General features: G+C 36.4%; 16 protein-coding genes, 4 tRNA genes and 1 pseudogene. 13 read left to right on the forward strand and 8 right to left on the reverse strand.

Annotation, left to right across the window (positions count from 1 at the left end; all coding sequences use genetic code 11):
• Positions 1 to 71: 71 nt before the first annotated feature.
• The 4 genes from HLV59_RS06130 to HLV59_RS06145 all read left to right on the forward strand — a co-directional run bounded on the left by HLV59_RS06130 (position 72) and on the right by HLV59_RS06145 (position 5,256).
• Positions 72 to 1,961, forward strand: a complete 1,890-nt coding sequence (locus tag HLV59_RS06130; RefSeq protein ID WP_031946523.1) for a M48 family metalloprotease — start codon at positions 72 to 74, stop codon at positions 1,959 to 1,961.
• Between the two features lie 100 nt (positions 1,962 to 2,061).
• A complete protein-coding gene (locus HLV59_RS06135; protein ID WP_016145873.1) occupies positions 2,062 to 2,709 on the forward strand; it encodes a hypothetical protein in 648 nt (215 codons plus the stop codon).
• Positions 2,710 to 2,720: 11 nt separating this feature from the next.
• Entirely contained in the window at positions 2,721 to 3,686 is a 966-nt protein-coding gene (locus HLV59_RS06140; RefSeq protein WP_151747631.1) for a 2-hydroxyacid dehydrogenase, read from the forward strand.
• Between the two features lie 142 nt (positions 3,687 to 3,828).
• Positions 3,829 to 5,256 carry a M48 family metalloprotease gene (locus HLV59_RS06145; RefSeq protein ID WP_081173232.1) on the forward strand — a complete coding sequence of 476 codons (1,428 nt, stop codon included), beginning with the start codon at positions 3,829 to 3,831 and terminating at the stop codon, positions 5,254 to 5,256.
• Between the two features lie 100 nt (positions 5,257 to 5,356).
• On the opposite strand, the gene HLV59_RS06150 is transcribed toward HLV59_RS06145, so the two are convergent.
• Positions 5,357 to 5,803, reverse strand: coding sequence for a GatB/YqeY domain-containing protein (locus HLV59_RS06150; protein WP_002115302.1), 447 nt, complete (start codon positions 5,801 to 5,803; stop codon positions 5,357 to 5,359).
• A gap of 25 nt (positions 5,804 to 5,828) precedes the next feature.
• The gene (gene rpsU / locus HLV59_RS06155; RefSeq protein ID WP_001136722.1) at positions 5,829 to 6,044 is read right to left on the reverse strand and encodes a 30S ribosomal protein S21; all 216 of its coding nucleotides are present in this window, start codon (positions 6,042 to 6,044) and stop codon (positions 5,829 to 5,831) included.
• Between the two features lie 145 nt (positions 6,045 to 6,189).
• On the opposite strand from rpsU, the gene tsaD reads away from it, so the two are divergent.
• The gene (gene tsaD, locus HLV59_RS06160; protein WP_016145870.1) at positions 6,190 to 7,200 is read left to right on the forward strand and encodes a tRNA (adenosine(37)-N6)-threonylcarbamoyltransferase complex transferase subunit TsaD; all 1,011 of its coding nucleotides are present in this window, start codon (positions 6,190 to 6,192) and stop codon (positions 7,198 to 7,200) included.
• A gap of 2 nt (positions 7,201 to 7,202) precedes the next feature.
• On the opposite strand, the gene HLV59_RS06165 is transcribed toward tsaD, so the two are convergent.
• Positions 7,203 to 8,306: a DUF6670 family protein gene (locus tag HLV59_RS06165; RefSeq protein WP_171429546.1), complete on the reverse strand. Its 1,104-nt coding sequence runs from the start codon at positions 8,304 to 8,306 to the stop codon at positions 7,203 to 7,205.
• A gap of 103 nt (positions 8,307 to 8,409) precedes the next feature.
• Positions 8,410 to 9,291, reverse strand: a complete 882-nt coding sequence (locus HLV59_RS06170) for an ATP-binding protein (RefSeq protein WP_081173234.1) — start codon at positions 9,289 to 9,291, stop codon at positions 8,410 to 8,412.
• 176 nt (positions 9,292 to 9,467) lie between these two features.
• Here HLV59_RS06170 and HLV59_RS06175 point away from each other — a divergent pair, with 176 nt between their 5' ends.
• The 8 genes from HLV59_RS06175 (at position 9,468) to HLV59_RS06210 (ending at position 13,740) form a co-directional block, all read left to right on the forward strand.
• Positions 9,468 to 10,976 carry a DUF3336 domain-containing protein gene (locus HLV59_RS06175; protein WP_031948883.1) on the forward strand — a complete coding sequence of 503 codons (1,509 nt, stop codon included), beginning with the start codon at positions 9,468 to 9,470 and terminating at the stop codon, positions 10,974 to 10,976.
• Positions 10,963 to 11,778, forward strand: coding sequence for a protein kinase domain-containing protein (locus HLV59_RS06180; protein ID WP_171429547.1), 816 nt, complete (start codon positions 10,963 to 10,965; stop codon positions 11,776 to 11,778). The genes HLV59_RS06175 and HLV59_RS06180 overlap by 14 nt, the downstream gene beginning before the upstream one ends.
• A 92-nt stretch (positions 11,779 to 11,870) precedes the next feature.
• A tRNA-Leu gene (locus tag HLV59_RS06185) sits at positions 11,871 to 11,955 on the forward strand.
• Between the two features lie 55 nt (positions 11,956 to 12,010).
• Positions 12,011 to 12,084 (forward strand) — tRNA-Trp (locus tag HLV59_RS06190).
• Between the two features lie 27 nt (positions 12,085 to 12,111).
• A tRNA-Leu gene (locus HLV59_RS06195) sits at positions 12,112 to 12,196 on the forward strand.
• 67 nt (positions 12,197 to 12,263) lie between these two features.
• Positions 12,264 to 12,337: transfer RNA gene (locus HLV59_RS06200), tRNA-Trp, on the forward strand.
• A gap of 445 nt (positions 12,338 to 12,782) precedes the next feature.
• Positions 12,783 to 12,992 (forward strand): cold-shock protein, encoded by a 210-nt coding sequence (locus HLV59_RS06205; RefSeq protein WP_003650775.1) that lies wholly within the window; start codon positions 12,783 to 12,785, stop codon positions 12,990 to 12,992.
• Between the two features lie 277 nt (positions 12,993 to 13,269).
• Positions 13,270 to 13,740: an AnBLUF65 family BLUF photoreceptors gene (locus HLV59_RS06210; protein ID WP_031948881.1), complete on the forward strand. Its 471-nt coding sequence runs from the start codon at positions 13,270 to 13,272 to the stop codon at positions 13,738 to 13,740.
• Here the strand turns inward: HLV59_RS06210 and HLV59_RS06215 are convergent, their stop codons facing one another.
• From HLV59_RS06215 to HLV59_RS06230, 4 genes and pseudogenes are all read right to left on the reverse strand, one after another.
• Positions 13,741 to 14,064, reverse strand: a complete 324-nt coding sequence (locus HLV59_RS06215) for a hypothetical protein (protein WP_031948880.1) — start codon at positions 14,062 to 14,064, stop codon at positions 13,741 to 13,743.
• Positions 14,065 to 14,629: 565 nt separating this feature from the next.
• Positions 14,630 to 15,235 (reverse strand): LysE family translocator, encoded by a 606-nt coding sequence (locus HLV59_RS06220; RefSeq protein WP_081173236.1) that lies wholly within the window; start codon positions 15,233 to 15,235, stop codon positions 14,630 to 14,632.
• 49 nt (positions 15,236 to 15,284) lie between these two features.
• Positions 15,285 to 16,119: pseudogene (locus tag HLV59_RS06225) on the reverse strand (AraC family transcriptional regulator).
• A gap of 155 nt (positions 16,120 to 16,274) precedes the next feature.
• The gene (locus tag HLV59_RS06230) at positions 16,275 to 17,426 is read right to left on the reverse strand and encodes an alpha/beta fold hydrolase (RefSeq protein WP_057106480.1); all 1,152 of its coding nucleotides are present in this window, start codon (positions 17,424 to 17,426) and stop codon (positions 16,275 to 16,277) included.
• Positions 17,427 to 17,665: the final 239 nt, after the last annotated feature.

Genomic DNA, 17,665 nt, shown 5'->3' on the forward strand with positions numbered 1-17,665 from the left:
CGAAAAAAGCGGGTGTTTCCCGCTTTTTTCTTTTATGATGAAACCTAACAATGTAATTGGGAATATTTACATTGAAAGAAGTAAGCCACTATCTAATCGAAAATAAAAATATGGCATGGTCCATCACTATGTGTTTGGTTGCCGTGTTGCTTACTATTTTTATCTTAAACTTAATTTTAGGTTTACTCGTCCATTTTTTTGATTATAGTCAGCCAATTTGGTGGCATACTTTAAGTCCTTACTTCGTTGCGCTATTACTTTTTATTATGGTTTGGTCGGTTGTTACTGAACTTTATATCTTGCGTAAAGGTGGGCATTCTTTAGCAAAACAACTTAAAGCACGTCGTTTGGTGAAAGAAGAAAGTACTCCTGAAGAACTGGCGGCATTAAAAATTACAGAACAATTAGCACAAACTTTCTCTCTAAAAGTACCGACTGTATATGTTTTACCTGATGAAGTCGGTGTGAATGCACTTACGGCAGGTTTTCATCCTAAGGATATCGTTATTATCCTGACATGGGGTGCTTTGCAAAATCTGGATAAACTTGAGTTATATGGTTTATTGGGCCATGAGTTTAATCAGATTTTATCGGGTGAGGCTGTTGAGAATACTAAATTAAAGATTTTATATAGTGGCTTAACAACTTTTAGTCAATGGGGTAGTAAATTAGCCAAACAAGGTTTTAAGCGTTATAGCCCAGGCTATAAACATAAATTTGAAACAGTTTTTGTTGCAGTGGGTGGGGTCATTTGGTTGGCTGGAAGCCTAGGTGTATTGATTACTCGTTTTATTAAATATTTGACTTTGAGTGGGCGTACATTCCGTAATGACCAAAAAACAGTACGGCTATTAAAAAATAATGCGAACACCCAAACCTTGTTACGTATTTATGTTCACCATTCCGGCTCGCAAATTCATAGCGCTTATTCTGAATCAATCGCACATATGTGTTTTGCTAACTCACTTAGTCCGCAAAGCTGGATGAATATTCACCCGAGTATTCGTGAGCGTATTTATGAGTTAAATCCGACTTTGCTACAAGATTTACAATTAGAAAATTTAAAGAAACTTCGCAATCGTCCGTTATTTAGTTTATTTCACTTCTTAGAAGAATCTGAGAAAGAAATTTATATACCGTGGTCATCTCCGCAGCCTCTACCGTTATTAAGGCTATCACCGATTAGTTTTGCATTAAATGATGCTATTAAACCGTTGAGTAGTGATGTACGTAGAAATAAAAAGCGTCCTGAATTAATTCAACGTGCATTACAAACTGCTACGGGTTCACGTGAGGTGATGGTCGCTATTTTGATGATCCGCCAATATCGAGAATTTATTCCTAAAGATGCGCCTGTTAGTCATGCCATTATCGATGCATTATTGAATCTGGATGGACGTATTCATATTCAGATATTTCATGATGCTTGTAAAAATATTGGACATATACCTGCAAGTATTGCGCGTCAATTTCTAACTAAGTTAGCACTCATTATTCAAGAAGATGGTGAGATTGGGTTGTTAGATGCACTTTTATTAGAGCGGGTTAAATATGAATTGAATTTGATGCCGCTACATTTGCCGACTGCATTTGAAGAAGTAAAACCTCAAATTGTTCGTTTGATTGATGCATTGCTTCATGTTCAGCAAATTAATAGCCCAAATCAGTTAGAAGTACGTGAGCGTATTTTACGTTCACTGCTCAACCCTGATGAAATGTATATCTATGATGAAATTTCAGATGAGCCATTAGATCTGGCTGAAATTTTAAATGATATTGCTGGTTTACTATTGCGCGACCGTCTAAGTATTCTGGCAATTGCAGAAATGTGCTTGTGGAGCGACCGTATTATCACGCAAGATGAACTAGATGTGCTTGAATTGCTTTATTGGCGTTTTGGCTTTGAGACAGAAGAAATTGTCGATCAAATGCAGAAGAGAAATAGCGTAATGATTATTTAAAAGACATATGCGATTATAAAAACATCTGAATGAAATAAAACACTGAAAAAAAAACTCAAGCCCGTTAGAATGTAGACAGAATAGAGGTATTGATTTACAGATGATTGGGCAGCAAAGAAATATATTGGCAACTTTGGGAATTGATGTATGGATTCCTAAGACACAGGTGTGCCAAAAAAATAATGCTCAAAGCCTCTGGCGAGATCATGCTGCGGAAGAAGGCGAGCCAATTATATTGCCTTCTAAGAATGATCTGGTTCTTGAACAGCCAACAAAACCACAAGTCAACGAAATTCCAAAAGTTGAACCTGAAATTGTGGCCCAACTTTCAGTTGAAGTTACGCCTGTTGTACCACCTCGCATTGAGGTACAAGCTTCAGCGGTTACGATTGCTTCATTTGAGTTGCAAGCATTTGCACTTGAAAAATGTGTCATTTTTTTAGATGTTACCAATTTAGCTGATGAAGAAAAGCAGCTCTGGAGTAACATTCAAAAAGCAAAAATAGGGCAATATGCTGAACTAAAATGGCCGTTCCCTTTGGCTAGCTATCAAGACCAACGTGGTGCAGGTTCATATATTCAAGGATTTTTAGATGCTGTTGCAGCAGATAAGAAAATTTTGTGTTTGGGTGAATGTTCTTATATTCAACATGCCAATATTATTCACTTGGCAAGTTTAAAAGAGATGTTGGAGAAACCGCTCCTTAAAAAAAGATTATGGCAATTGATGCAAGATAACAACGAGTAGTAGGGATTTACATGAAAAAAGTTGTAGTTTTTAGTCAAATTGATGAAGAAATTTTGTCTCGATTACACCAGGATTATCAGGTTGTGCTTCTTAACCCAAAATTGGGTGATATTAATGAGCAAATACGCCAACACGTTGTAGATGCTGATGGAATGATTGGCGCTGGGCGACTTCTTAATGAAAGTAATCTTGCGCCTGCTCAAAAACTAAAAATTATTTCATCTGTAACGGTAGGCTATGACAATTATGATGTGGCTTATTTAAATCAAAGAAAAATCTGGTTATCAAACACACCTCACGTTTTAACTGAAACAACTGCTGATCTTGCTTTTACATTATTACTAAGCGCCGCTAGAAAAGTTCCTTTTCTTGACCAGTGGACTAAACAAGGTGAATGGAAAAGAACTGTTGGGCCTCAGCAGTTTGGTTTAGATGTTTTTGGAAAAACCTTAGGAATTATTGGGCTTGGTAACATCGGTGCTGCAATTGCTCGCCGTGGTTTTTATGGATTTAATATGAATATTGTTTACCATAATCGCCGTGAAAAGCCCGAATTGGCAGAGCCTTTAAAAGCACAATATCTTGGTTTGGATGAATTGCTGCAACAGTCTGATTTTGTAGTAACCGCAGTTGATTTAAATAATGAATCGAAAGCTTTGATGGGGAAAGCTCAATTTGAGCTTATGCAAAAGCACGCTATTTTTATAAATATTGCGCGTGGTTCAGTAGTTGACGAGCAAGCATTGATTGAGGCCTTACAAAGCGGGGAAATCTTTGCAGCCGGTTTAGATGTATACGAAAAAGAACCTTTACAAGATTCAGAGCTTTTTAAATTGCCTAATGCTGTTACTTTGCCTCACGTAGGGTCGGCTACTGCAGAGACCCGCAAAAAAATGGCAAACCTTGCTTATAAAAATCTAGTTGAAGCCTTAGAAGATAAAACTCCTAGATATTTGGTAAATCCAAATTTTGTATAAGTGATAAATAACACTTCATTGCAAAACTAAACTATCTCGAGTGTTATAGTAAAAGTCTATTGATCGAACATAATTTTTTATGTTTTATATCAATAGACTTTTTTGATGGTTTAATTTTAATAGAGAAAAACTTTTGAGATTTTTGCCAATTATTTTAAGTACGACTTTGACGGCAACTGTATCGTACGCGCAGCCTTTTGACTCTCAACCATCTGCAAATCAGGTGGAAATTCCAAATATTGGTAGTGGGATTGGTCTGCTTGATCAACAAAAAGAAAAGTTTATTGGTGAAAAAGTTTTCCGTGAAGTTCATAAACAAATGCCAATTATTCAAGATGTTTGGCTGGAAGGTCAATTTTTTCAGGTATTTTCAGGTATTTTAAGTGAAACTCAGCTTGGGCAGCCGATTGGGTTAGTTGTTATTAAAGATCCACAAATTAATGCATTTGCTGTTCCGGGTGGATTATTTGCACTGAATACTGGACTTATTGCCTCAGCGCGGAACATTGATGAAATTGCTGGGGTGATGGCGCATGAAGTTGCACATGTATCACAAAGACATTTTAGTCGCTCAGAAGAAGCCTTTAAAGGTCAAACATTGCTAAGTCTAGCTGGGCTTTTAGCAGGGGTGGCTATAGCTGCACAGGGTGGTGGTGATGCAGGTGCAGCAGTAATGTTGGGTACGCAAGCTGCACTGATGGACAAGCAATTAACATATAGTCGAAATCAAGAGCGTGAAGCAGACCGTATCGGCATGCAATATATGTATGCGGCAGGTTATAACCCTCAAAGTATGGCAGATTACTTTGAAACAATGCATAGAGCTACAAGTCGAGTGAGCTTTTTACCGGATTTTTGGCTGACTCATCCATTGACGACTGAACGTATGAGCGAGGCTCGCCTTCGTGCAAACCAGATGCCTAGAGTTAAAAACCGAATATATGATGCTGATTTTGAGATTTTAAAATGGTACACCATGGTGGTTGCAAATCAGGCAACTGAAAACCAACTACAAAGTTTAGCGTCCCAAAAAAATATTGCTGGCCTGATTGCTTTGGCAGCATTTTATACAAGGCAAGGTGATTATGTGCAGGCACAGTCTACTTTAGATCAAGTGAAATCTAGTGGAAAGCCTCTTGTGACATTATTGCAGACAGATATTTATCTGGGTCAAAACAAGCTAGATCAAGCTTATACCACGATTGCTGCTACCCAAATGACAATGCCTGAAAATAGGGCTTTTAGTTATAAGTTAGCTGAGGTTTTGCTACGCCAAGGGAAATTTGCGCAAGTTCAAACCCTAGTCCAAAGATTTATTAATAAGAATCCAAGAGATATACAAGGTTGGCAATTTTTACAGCAAGCCGCAAATTTGGATAAGAACGGACCTTTAAGAGCGGTTAATGTTCTACGCTATCGGGCTGAAGCGGAATATTGGTCAGGTAGTGAAGAAAATGCAATTAAATCAATGCTTCACGCTCAGCGATTGGCAAAAGATAATCAAGCAATGTCGGCTAGAATAGACAGTCGTTTGAAACAAATGCAAGATGAGCGACGAATGAAAATTTAGGATCTTTTAGTTTGATCTTATGATTTTCGCAGACACAGATCTTTTAAAACTTACAAGTAAATGAAAGTCTGAACTAAAAAGATATAAGAGAAGAAGGGGATTAAGCTAATTTAGCTTTAATTTTTGCTGAAACTTGAGCAGGATCGGCACGCCCGGCTATGATCGGACGTAGAGAATTCATCACCTTACCCATATCTTTCATGCTAGTTGCTTCTTGAGCAGCAATCGTTTGCTCAATGATAGAATCAAGCTCTTCCTCAGTCATAGCTTCTGGTAGAAACTGAGAAATAATCTCAGCTTCGGCTTGTTCTTTACTAGCTAAATCATTACGACCAGCACCTTCAAAGGCTTTGATCGATTCTTTACGTTGTTTAATTTGCTTTTCAATGACCGCAAGAACCTGAGCGTCGTCAAGCTCTTTGCGCTCATCGACTTCGATTTGCTTAATTGCCGCTTGTAGACTACGCAAAACCGTCACTGTTGCCATATCTTTGGCACGCATAGAAGTTTTTAATGCATCAGTAATTTGGTTTTTTAAAGTAGTCATAATTCAGCAGTCAATCACAAATTAATTAGTAAAGGCGAGTAGTACGTACAGATTCGCGAGCCAATTTCTTTTGGTAGCGTTTAACTGCTGCAGCTTTTTTGCGCTTACGTTCTTGAGTTGGTTTTTCGTAGAATTCGCGTTTACGAACGTCAGCCAAAACACCAGCTTTTTCGCATGAACGTTTGAAACGACGGATAGCTACGTCAACTGGTTCGCCTTCTTTCAACTTAACTTGTGGCATGTAAAATCCTCTAGATTATGGATAAGATCAGGCACACTATTGCGCCGGATCACAAGTGAAGGTCAGTATTTTACTCATTTACAACTCATATCACAAGTCTATAATAGCGATTGCAATATTTTGACTCATATAAAAGGCAGTTTTGATGATTGTTTTAGGCTTGGAAACTTCTTGTGATGAAACAGGGTTGGCACTTTATGATAGCGAACTCGGCTTACGGGGACAGGTTCTTTATAGCCAGATTAAACTTCATGCTGAATATGGTGGGGTAGTACCTGAACTTGCTTCACGCGACCATGTTCGTAAATTAATTCCTTTAATGAATCAATTGCTTGAGCAAAGCGGGGTAAAAAAACAAGAGATTGATGCAGTTGCTTATACACGTGGTCCTGGCTTAATGGGAGCCTTAATGACAGGGGCACTGTTTGGCAGAACTTTAGCTTTTTCTTTAAATAAGCCTGCTATTGGTGTGCACCATATGGAAGGGCATATGTTGGCACCATTACTTTCAAGTCAACCACCTGAATTTCCGTTTGTAGCATTGTTAGTTTCAGGTGGACATACACAATTGATGGCAGCTCACGCTATTGGTCAATATGAGTTATTGGGTGAGTCTATTGATGATGCTGCGGGCGAAGCTTTTGATAAAGTTGCAAAAATGATGAGTCTGCCATATCCAGGTGGGCCAAATATCGCAAAACTTGCATTATCTGGTGATCCATTAGCGTTTGAATTTCCAAGACCTATGCTTCATCAAGGCCTAGATTTTTCTTTTAGTGGTTTAAAAACAGCCGTTTCTGTTCAATTGAAAAAATTGAATGGTGAAAATCGAGACGCTGACATTGCTGCTTCATTCCAAGAAGCAATTGTAGATACTTTAGTAAAAAAATCGGTAAAAGCTTTAAAACAAACTGGACTTAAACGTTTAGTGATTGCAGGCGGCGTAAGTGCAAATTTACGATTACGTGAACAGTTGGAAACTTCTTTGGCGAAAATTAAAGCGCAAGTTTATTATGCCGAACCCGCTTTATGTACTGATAATGGGGCAATGATTGCTTTTGCAGGTTATCAGCGTTTAAAAGCAGGACAGCATGATGGTTTAGCTGTAACCACCACGCCTCGCTGGCCAATGACTGAACTTACTGTTCCTGAGTAAAATTATTCATCTTCAAAGGCTTGTTGATTTTCGATATCAATATATTCGATGTAACCACGGCCTTGCACTTCATTACCAAAATAATTACCCGTAAACATATAACTACTTGCATAACCTCGCCCATGACCATAGCGGAATGGGCAGTCAATTTCTGCCTGAATGTTTAAGATAATTTGTTTTGCATCATTTCGAGCGATCCAAGAAAAATATTTTGGAAGCCGCATTTTTTGCCCTGTAGGTGAAATGAAGTCATCAACTTGATGCGAAATAATATCAAAGCTTACATCAGTGTAGATTTCAGCTGGCTGGTCCAAATGTCTAATATGCAGGGTATATGCAGCTGTTTGCCCTACGATATCCGCTTTGGTAAGAAGAAGCTGAGTGGCCTCGTTTAAATTGATGATTTGATAAGTAAAAAAATCAAGTGGCAGTTTATGTGCATCAGGAATAAGTTTATTTATAAAAGAGTGAGGGCCAACTGCTCGCGCATATTCGTAAGTACAAAGTCCTTCACTTTCAATGCGTTTTTCTTGATAGTTTAAAAAACCTTTAAACTTTGCCAATAAACTAAAATGATCATAGATTGGTGTTTTTATAAACCATGAAACATGTGAAGTCATATCGATCTCAAAGTCAAAATCAAATCCATCATAATGTCCATTAATGTGAATTTGAGGGAATTTTCCTTGAATTGAAATTTCTTGACCTAGTTCTAGTAAGCTTCCGTCTTTATTAATTTTTGTATCTTCAGGAATGATATAAGCCTTCAGTAAAGCTTGCTCAAGAGCGGCTGTACTTGAAAAGAAAGTAGCTGTTTTTCTAGGATTTCCAGTAATGATGTCATCATGGTCAAAAGCAAGCGCACCTGGTGTACCGATTAAAATCATAAGATTGAGGTAACGATGCGGTTCTGGTAAAAGTGGGAAAAAGATACCGTAATGTGACCAGCTATAATATTTTTCGTTAACTCGTGGGCAGATGATACGAGCTTGAGTAAAAGGAAGAGTTGAATATTTTTTTGCTTGGTCTAAAACGCCTTGTGCAAGTAATAAACTTTTACCAAGCGCTTTACTGACTGTAGAAATTTTTGGCAATTGCTTTTTCATATATAAACCTAAAGAAGGACTATCTTTATTTTAGGTTATGAAAAACAACTGCCAAAGCTAAGCGGTTTATAGGCCAAAGCTAAGGCTTTGCGGGACATTTTATTTAATTGTTAGACAACTCTTTTAAAGCATTTAAACCAATCCAATGCTTTGAAAACTGATAAGCAGCTCGACCAGAGCGCTGCCCCCGCATTTGACACCAACGTAGACTTTCTGCACGAACTTCCTCATTAAAAGGCATGTTCGCTTTATCAAGATAATGCTCAACGATTTCTAAATATAGATTTTGATCCATTGGATAAAAAGATAGCCATAGACCAAAACGATCTGACAAAGAAATCTTTTCTTCAATCGCTTCTTGTGGATGTAGTTCAGTATATTGAGGAACATCGACCTTGGTTACGGGTGTGTTTTCATGCATGAATTCTGGTAACAAGTGGCGACGATTACTGGTTGCATAAATAATAAAATTACTTGAACCTGACTGTAATGAACCATCTAATACACTTTTTAAACTACGATAATTTTCATCTTCAGCATTAAAAGCTAAATCATCACAATAGACGATATATTTTTCAGGTCGATTTTGAATGAGTTTTTGAATTTTAGGTAAGTCTGCTAAATCATCACGTTCAATTTCAATTAAACGTAACCCCTGAGCGGCGTACTCAGTTAATAAAGCACGAACGATAGATGATTTTCCTGTACCACGTGACCCAGTTAAAAGTACATCGTTTGCTGGTAGGCCATTTAAAAATTGCAAAGTATTTTGAATGATTTTTTCTTTTTGACGCTCAATGCCTTTTAGGTCATCAAGATAAATATTTTTTGGTGTGTAGATGGCTTTAAGTTGCTGATTTTCCCATCTAAAAGCAGGTGCAGTAAAATCTGTTTCTTGTCGAGGTTCAGGTAAGACTTGCTGTAGCTGATTTAATACAAGTGATAATGTTTGAACTAAATTATCCGGTAAATCAATGGTAGCCATGGTTAATCAATCATGTTAAACAGTAATTTACTAGGATACTAACACCGAAATTAACAGGCTGACAAAACTTATTGCCTATACAGTTTATCGGTTTTGCAATTGATTGAAATGGTCAGACCGAGCATAGTGTTGCAATGTCTATTCAGTAAAATCATCTGAGAAGATGAGGACGAAATATGTTTGAAAAATTACGAAGTGATATGAATCCACATCAGGCTTACCGTATCAAAAAATTACAACGTCAATTAGACATGGCTGAATCTTACGAAGAGTGGAAGTCTTTTGCATTAAAATTAGATGAAGAAACAGGTGTGCAAGAGTGGAAGTTTGATAATAGTTCACCTTACTTCGATGCCGAGCTCATTTCTTATCGCTACACCTTGCTCAAAAGGTATCGTCAGCAACATCGAACACTAGACCTCATCTATTTACTTAAAGAAGGTCTAACCTACGATATTGCAAATATTGGACACCCGATGCTTTTTGCTGCAACGCATGTGGGTACAAAAAAGTTAATTGAAGACTATATTGAAGAAGTTAGTCAAAGCTTGGCTTACATTGCTTCAAGTGAATGCATCACCTTTCAAAGAAAAGAAAAAATTGAGTTTTTTGAAAATTGTGAAAAGGCATATGGTCAACCTGCACTAATGTTCTCGGGTGGAGCGACTTTAGGTCTTTTTCATACAGGTGTGTGTAAAGCTTTAATTGAACAAGACTTAATGCCTAAAGTGCTCTCTGGCTCAAGTGCTGGGGCAATTATGACAGGCATGCTGGGAACCTCTGCCAGTGAAGATATTCAAAACTTATTAAATGGCGAACAATTCTTTAGTGATGCTTTTCATTTTAGAAAACTTCGTGAACTCATTAAAGGCAATGGTGGAATTGCCGATGTTCATTATTTAAAAAAATTCCTTATTGAAAATTTAGGCGATCTTACGTTTGAAGAGGCTTTTAAAAAATCAGGTTTGAACATTAATGTTGCTGTGGCGCCGTATGATGCTACAGAAAATCCAAGAATTATGAATGCCATTATGACGCCAAATGTTTTGGTCTGGAGTGCGGTATTGGCTTCGTGTGCGGTGCCAATTTTATTCCCGCCAGTACGTCTAACCAGTAAACGTTATGATGGTGAACATACGCCGTATATGGCAAATACAAAATGGGTAGATGGAAGCGTAAGAAGCGATTTCCCTCAAGAAAGAATGGCACGGCTTTATAATTTAAACTACACGATTGCGAGTCAGGTTAACCCACATATTGTTCCATTTATGCAAAGTGATGCGGACCGCTTTCGTAAAGACGTATTAAGTTGGCCTGAAAGAATTCTAAGACGCCAAGGTAAAGTGTTATCAATGGGCATGATGGATTTTACGCGTCAACGACTTGGGTCTATTTCTCCAGTCAGAAGATTGTTAGATCATGGATATGGCGTAATGGGGCAGCGTTATTATGGGGATGTAAATATTATTGCCAAATATAGCCTAAGCCATTATGCCTATACACTACAAAACCCCCGTCCACATTTGTTTAAACGTTTGCAAAGAGAAGGGGAGCGCGCGACTTGGCCAAAAATTTCTTCAATTGAGACACATGCTCGTATTGGCAAGACGATTCAGCATTGTCTAGAAGTTTTGCGTTTTGAAGAAAAGAAACAACAGCCTGAGTCTTATTATGCTGAAGCATGATTTTGCTTCTCAAATAGAAAACTTAACCTGTGTGACAAAACCAGTAAGTGCGGCGTTAGGACGGCGTCTATGGACATGTTCCATAGACGCCAAGAATTACTGGTTAAAATATCATTTGCCTGAAACTTATGCTCAAAGCGAGCAAGATTTCTTGCATGAGCAATTATTTTACGAAGAAATTAATCTTAAAAAATCTCCATGGCTCTTACCTTATAAACTGATCGAGGTCGGTTCAATTCCTCAGTTAGACCAGTCTTTAGGTAAAGTTCTGATTTTACCTGATAGTGATATGTGGTTTGGTGTATTGAATGATGAAACTGATTTAACCGATGTATATCTTAAGATTTGGTTAGCAATAAACAAACTTGCTGAACTGCATGAATTTGGCTGGATTCATGGAGATATTAAGGCAGAACATTTTAGAAAGTTTCAGCAAAAGCCTTATTTGATTGATTTTGAGAAAACGAGGCCCATCTCAAGTCAAGATTCAAGCATAGATGCAACACCTCGTTATATGGCTCCTGAACTATTTCGAGGAGGGTATAAGAGCATACAAAGCGATTTATATGCATTGGGTATCGTTTTATATGAATGGTTAACCCAAACTCGTTTAGAAGCAACCAGTTATCTCGAATGGGCAATACTACATTGCCAAAATTTAAGCATTCGATTGCCTCCGCAGTTCCTCAATTTTTATCCATTGCTCACAGGTTTATTACAAAAACAGCATCAAAATCGGTTTTCAAATGCCGATGAAGCAATAAATTGCTTAAAGCAGATTCAAATTGATAAAAATCATTGATCTAGTATCTGTATACAATTTACACGGTTAGTTTTTTTTAGAAAAAAAACACTTGTCACTGTTAGATCTTATCGCTAATATACACAGCCATCGGGGGCGTGGCGAAATTGGTAGACGCACTGGATTTAGGTTCCAGCGCCGCAAGGTGTAAGAGTTCGAGTCTCTTCGCCCCCACCACTTTAAGTTAAAAGCTTAAAGTTCGATGTAGATGTTAAGTCATCTAGATCTTGGAAGAGGATTGGTGTAATGGTAGCATGACGGTCTCCAAAACCGTTCGTCAAGGTTCGAGTCCTTGATCCTCTGCCACATTTATTTTAAATAAATGTCCCAGATGGGGGCGTGGCGAAATTGGTAGACGCACTGGATTTAGGTTCCAGCGCCGCAAGGTGTAAGAGTTCGAGTCTCTTCGCCCCCACCATTGAAAGAAGCAAGACAATGATCTTGCTTTTTTTATGATTAAATCTAATGGGTTTAGTCATGAATATAGAGGATTGATGTAATGGTAGCATGACGGTCTCCAAAACCGTTCGTCAAGGTTCGAGTCCTTGATCCTCTGCCATTTAATAAAAGATGAAGCTCCTATTTAGGAGTTTTTTATTATCTATAGTTTTTAAAAATAACTTTTTATTGTGGTTTAAACAATTTTATAAATAAATATTTCAATCTTTTTTGTTTTACAATATTTTATTGAATGATAGATTATTCTTTAATCAAGCAATATCTTGAATTTCTTAATATTTTTTTAAGCTATTGTTTTATATTTATTTAACTCACTTTTTGGAAATTATTTAAATAAAAGCCTTGAATACAAATTTATTTCCTGTATGATTTAGTTAACTAGAAAAAAGTCTTGTTAGTAAATCTTCTTTTAAGTATCGTAGTTTTAGTCATAATCCTTCGTTTTTTAAGATATTAAGCTCAATTTGTTATTCTTTTTTCAAAGTTATGATAGGGTCATTATTTGTTTAATGATTCTAAAATATTAGAAATCAGTAGGATATATCATGTCTAATACAGTAAGTGGTACAGTAAAGTGGTTTAACGAAACTAAAGGTTTCGGTTTCATTCAACAAGATAATGGTCCAGATGTGTTTGCTCACTTCAAAGAAATTTCTGGTTCAGGTTTCAAAACTTTGCACGAAGGTCAACGTGTAACGTTTACTGTTACTCAAGGGCAAAAAGGCCCAAATGCTGTAAATATTATTCCACAATAATATTCAGCAAACAAAAAAAGCACTTTTTAGTGCTTTTTTTTATTTTAGCTTTTAAAGAAATTTATAGTTCTTTTAGAGCTTTAAAAGCCCTCAATAGGAGGGCTTTTTATTTTCTTGTTAATATAAATCATTAGTTATTAAGCTTTTATAGTTAATAGTCGAACATATTTTTAACTTAAACTTTAGAATATGTGTGAAATATAAATTATTAGTAAGAAATGTATGTTAGATTAAAAAATCTTTAAATGAAGAAATTTTATATTTCACGGAATTGCTAATGAACGTTCGCCTGTGCTACGCCAGTCAACGAAACGAAAAAAATGAAGATTTATTGCAAGATTTACGTGATATTTTGACAGAAGCTAGAGATTTCAATGATTTGAATCAGATCTGTGGAGTGCTCTATTATGCCGATAATGCTTTCTTTCAATGTTTAGAAGGTGAGCAGGAGGTGGTGGAAAGATTATTTGAAAAAATTGCAAATGATGAAAGACATCATAATGTTAAATGGTTGTGTACATATTCCATTGAACAAAACTCTTTTCAAAGATGGTCAATGAAATATGTACAACGTAATACTAATATTGAATCTTTCTTTCTAAAAATGGGAGAAAGTACTTTTAATCCGATTCGTCTCGATGAGCAAAATTTAAAAGCTTTCATCAATGAATTGGTTATTGCTGAGCAAACTAAAATTAAGACAGCTAAGAAAGTGGGTATGGTGAATCGGGGAGTGAACCCATTCTAGCTATTTGGCTATTACACCGATATGGATGGTCTTAAGTTTAGGTAGTATTTTAGTCATCACTAGGTATACGATTACTGAAGTTGCGAGCATCCATATCACTTCTAAGCTTTGACTAATGACGAACATTGCCCAATAAAAAAAACTAAATAAAGCAAGGCATAGTCCACTACCTTTGTAGTACCAGGTAATAAATATCCCAAAAAGCGCGGAAGAGAGAAGAAGATTAATCGTCTCGTTCATTCCGAGATAGTTAAAAAAAATAATCAGTAAGCATAAAGCTAACATTGATAGTAAATATACAAATATATTTTTTGCAATAAACATTTTCTATACCCTATCTGATGATTAAAAAGGAATCTTTCCTCTGTTTCCAGAGGAAAGATAGTACATATTAATTTTTGAGATTCTTTTTCTATTATTAAGAGTTTTTCTATTAATAAAGATGACTTTATCATTTTCTCCAGATCTCTTTATTAATATTAAGCTTTCTATTTAATAGTAAAGAGTGCTTATATGTACTGAAATTAATTATAAGAAAAACAATGAGTTGTGCTGTAAGTTTTGGCTTACATAATTGTGAGAAATTACCTACATTTGATTAAAAAATATACAAATTTTACAAAGTTGCCTTAGGTTTAAAATTATATATTTCATATATTTGTTTAAAATTAATATTGGATTGAGCTTTACATAAATAACAAAAAGTAACATCCAATTAGGAGGGTGTGTTTTTTTATATAAAAAATTGAAATTTTGAAATCTTCTTATTAAAAAAGAGTTGATAGAAATATAATTATTAGATTTTTTTAATTAATAATTTAAGGCTATATACTTAAAATATATTGATTAAAAAAGACTTCCTTATCTATTTTTTATTAAATTTTGATAATTAAGATATAGATAGAATTGGCCACCAGATAGAGATTAATAGCATCAATGCCATCAATTTATTAAACATGTTCACATGCTTTGGTTTTGAAAGTAATCGATTGCTTAAACTGCCTATTAAAGCCCATATATAGAGGCAAGGAAATGCTACAAGTAAAAAAATAAAGGACAAAATGGAAACATTCAATATGATGTCCTGACCATGTTCGGTGTATACACTAATTACGGCAAAAGCCATCATCCATGTTTTAGGATTAATTGCTTGCATTAAAAAAGCGGCAATAAAGCCAATGGATGGTTGTTCTTCATTGGGTTTTAAAGAAATAACAGGATTGTAGTTATATAATTTCCATGCTAGTAAAGTGAGCCAGATTAAACCACTCCATGTCATTATTTTTTGAATTAGGGGGTATGCAAGAATGGTCGTACCTAGACCTACTCCAACAACTAACACAAGTAAAGATGCGCCAATACAAGAACCAAAAATGACAGGAAGTGTTTTGGAAATTTTATGATGACTGCTTAAACTTAAAATTAAAAAGTTTGTTGGGCCAGGGGTAATTGAGGCCACAATAGCAAATAACGAAAATGCAGTGAGATTTTCCATCTTATCGGCTCGAGTAAAAAGGAGGTATAAGATGAAATACTTTGGACCTTTAATCTTGAAGATTTGTGCAGATTTTTCTATAGGCTGCTGGTGTTAATCCATAACAACGTTTAAACCAACGACTTAAATGGCTCTGATCAGAAAAACATAAGTCAGAAGCAACTTGTGCAGGCGAGATACTTCTAGCAAGTAACTCTCTTGCTCGAGCTAGTCTGAGTTGAATGAGGTATTGGTGGGGGAGCTAAGTGAAAGCTTGCTTTAAAAATACGATGAATATGATATCGGTCTAATCCCATCATATGGGATATATCTTCTAATCCAATATCCTCAAATAAATGGTCATACAGAATATCTCGGATTTGATGGGCGACTCGAGGGACATGTATAGATGATGATTGCTGAGCTCTTTTTAACCACTTTCCTTGGGAGATATATTGTATGAGTACATCTAAACTATTGTCTTTTACAATATTCATTTCTTTATAATGCAAATGTCGAAATGCTTGTGAAGTGATGATTGCGAGTTGTTCATCGGACTTTAATGGTGCATCAATAACTAACTCGTAGTGATCGGGGCTGTTATGAAACAAGCCCTGAATGCGTTGTTTTAACCATTCTGGATGTAGATAAAGCATTTGATAGGTAAATCCATCAGATGCAGGTGCATGCCCATCATGAATTTCTTCTGGCTCAAGCATAAAAACCTGTCCAGCATGACTATTGATTTGCTTTTTACGACAATGAAATTGTTGAACGCCAGATTCAGTTACACCAATTAAATAACTTGAATGCCAATGTGGATCATAAGCATGACCGGTAAAATGGGCGCGGATTGTCTCAATACCTGTATTGGTATCTTTTGAAATATCCACCCAGTTACTCATAATCTTTGACCCATAAATTTTTAACTTTAGCCTCTAGAACGTTACAAAAGAGATCAATGCAGTTCTAGAAGATTTGTGCAAAACTTTAAAAATTTAGTGGCAATTAAAACCAGCCTAAGGTTGATTAGAATGGTTTTCGCTAATATTTTAATGGATTAACCTGAGCGCTCAACTAACCATTGACTCACTTCTGGCCAAACTGTAGTCGGTGCTTGGCTACCAGAAACTACACCCATATGCCCACCGGGTACGACTTTAAAGGTTTTGTCTTGGCTACTAATTAAATCCATAAGTGGCTTAACAGCATCAGCGGTCACAATAATATCTGTGCTGCCACCCACTGCGAGTACCGAACATTCAATATCTTTTAGATAGGCTGTAAGCTCACCAAATTTAATTACACCTTTCGACAGTTCGTTATCAATCCAGAAGCGGAGGATAATGTCGCGCATGACTCCACCCGGATAGGCCAGCATATTATCGATAAATGAACTAGAGGTTGCATGGTCGACAATAAATTCTCTATTATCCAGATTTTTAAAAAGTTCCCAATATGTTTTCAAATTTCCAATCGGGTCTGTTAATTTAAAACCAAGCGTGTTTTGCCAGCCATGAATATGAAATGCTTCACTTGGTACATGATGGCGAATACGAAACGGTGTATGTTTACGAACCCATTCGGCGGGTTTGGTAAGACTGCCATAGAGTTTCCCCATGTAACCTGCTTTATGTGTATCGATAGGGGAAGCAAGAATAATTAGATTTTTAATATCTTTATCTTTAAATAATGCGGTATAGCAGAGCGAAAGTGCGCCACCTAAACTCCAACCATGTAAAGAAAGCTGTTGCTGACCACTGTGCAGGCGAACTTGCTTTAACATTTCTGGCATAAAAACTTTAATGTAGGTGCCGAAGTTATATTTTGCTTGGTGTCGGGTTGGTATACCCCAGTCAATTAGATAGACATCAAAACCCTGTGCTAGAAAGAAGCGCACAAAACTGCGAGTAGGAAACAAATCATAAATGAGCATGTTCACTGCTAGCGGTGGAACGATCACTAACGGTACGCGGTGTTTAGGTGTGGCCGTATCAGTCTCATTTCTATAATGGCGTAAGCTAATAATTTCATGCTTGTAAATTACATCAAAAGGTGTTTTTCCTGACAGGGCAATTTGAGGACCTCGGAAAAAGAGATCTGATGCATTGATCAGCATGTGAGGTATTTTTTGACCAGCACGTGTCTGAAGAGATTTTTTAATAGATTGTAGCTGTGGAACGTTCTGACGAACTTTAAGCAATAAACTCATTGAATATAAAACCTATAAAGATGTTGCCCAGAGCAGTGACGAGCTGGTCTCTTACGGATAGTAAATGGAATGAAAGATGAGTTCAGTGACCTAAAAGACAGGATTTTGCTTTAAAGGTATCAAAAAGAATTATTCTTAAATAAGAAAACACAGCTTGGATTTAGTTCATAACTTGATTATGTATACATTTAATTTTAAATGTCCAACCCTAGTAGATTGGACATTTAAGCTGAAAAAAC

The organism is Acinetobacter lactucae, from assembly GCF_013122135.1.
GTDB classification, from domain to species: domain Bacteria; phylum Pseudomonadota; class Gammaproteobacteria; order Pseudomonadales; family Moraxellaceae; genus Acinetobacter; species Acinetobacter lactucae.

Coding starts and splice junctions, on each gene's coding strand:
- HLV59_RS06135 (WP_016145873.1), top strand. CDS start 2,062: ATGATTGGGCAGCAAAGAAATATATTGGCAACTTTGGGAATTGATGTA.
- HLV59_RS06140 (WP_151747631.1), top strand. CDS start 2,721: ATGAAAAAAGTTGTAGTTTTTAGTCAAATTGATGAAGAAATTTTGTCT.
- HLV59_RS06150 (WP_002115302.1), bottom strand. CDS start 5,803: ATGACTACTTTAAAAAACCAAATTACTGATGCATTAAAAACTTCTATG.
- rpsU (WP_001136722.1), bottom strand. CDS start 6,044: ATGCCACAAGTTAAGTTGAAAGAAGGCGAACCAGTTGACGTAGCTATC.
- tsaD (WP_016145870.1), top strand. CDS start 6,190: ATGATTGTTTTAGGCTTGGAAACTTCTTGTGATGAAACAGGGTTGGCA.
- HLV59_RS06165 (WP_171429546.1), bottom strand. CDS start 8,306: ATGAAAAAGCAATTGCCAAAAATTTCTACAGTCAGTAAAGCGCTTGGT.
- HLV59_RS06170 (WP_081173234.1), bottom strand. CDS start 9,291: ATGGCTACCATTGATTTACCGGATAATTTAGTTCAAACATTATCACTT.
- HLV59_RS06175 (WP_031948883.1), top strand. CDS start 9,468: ATGTTTGAAAAATTACGAAGTGATATGAATCCACATCAGGCTTACCGT.
- HLV59_RS06180 (WP_171429547.1), top strand. CDS start 10,963: ATGCTGAAGCATGATTTTGCTTCTCAAATAGAAAACTTAACCTGTGTG.
- HLV59_RS06205 (WP_003650775.1), top strand. CDS start 12,783: ATGTCTAATACAGTAAGTGGTACAGTAAAGTGGTTTAACGAAACTAAA.
- HLV59_RS06210 (WP_031948881.1), top strand. CDS start 13,270: ATGAACGTTCGCCTGTGCTACGCCAGTCAACGAAACGAAAAAAATGAA.
- HLV59_RS06215 (WP_031948880.1), bottom strand. CDS start 14,064: ATGTTTATTGCAAAAAATATATTTGTATATTTACTATCAATGTTAGCT.
- HLV59_RS06220 (WP_081173236.1), bottom strand. CDS start 15,235: ATGGAAAATCTCACTGCATTTTCGTTATTTGCTATTGTGGCCTCAATT.
- HLV59_RS06230 (WP_057106480.1), bottom strand. CDS start 17,426: ATGAGTTTATTGCTTAAAGTTCGTCAGAACGTTCCACAGCTACAATCT.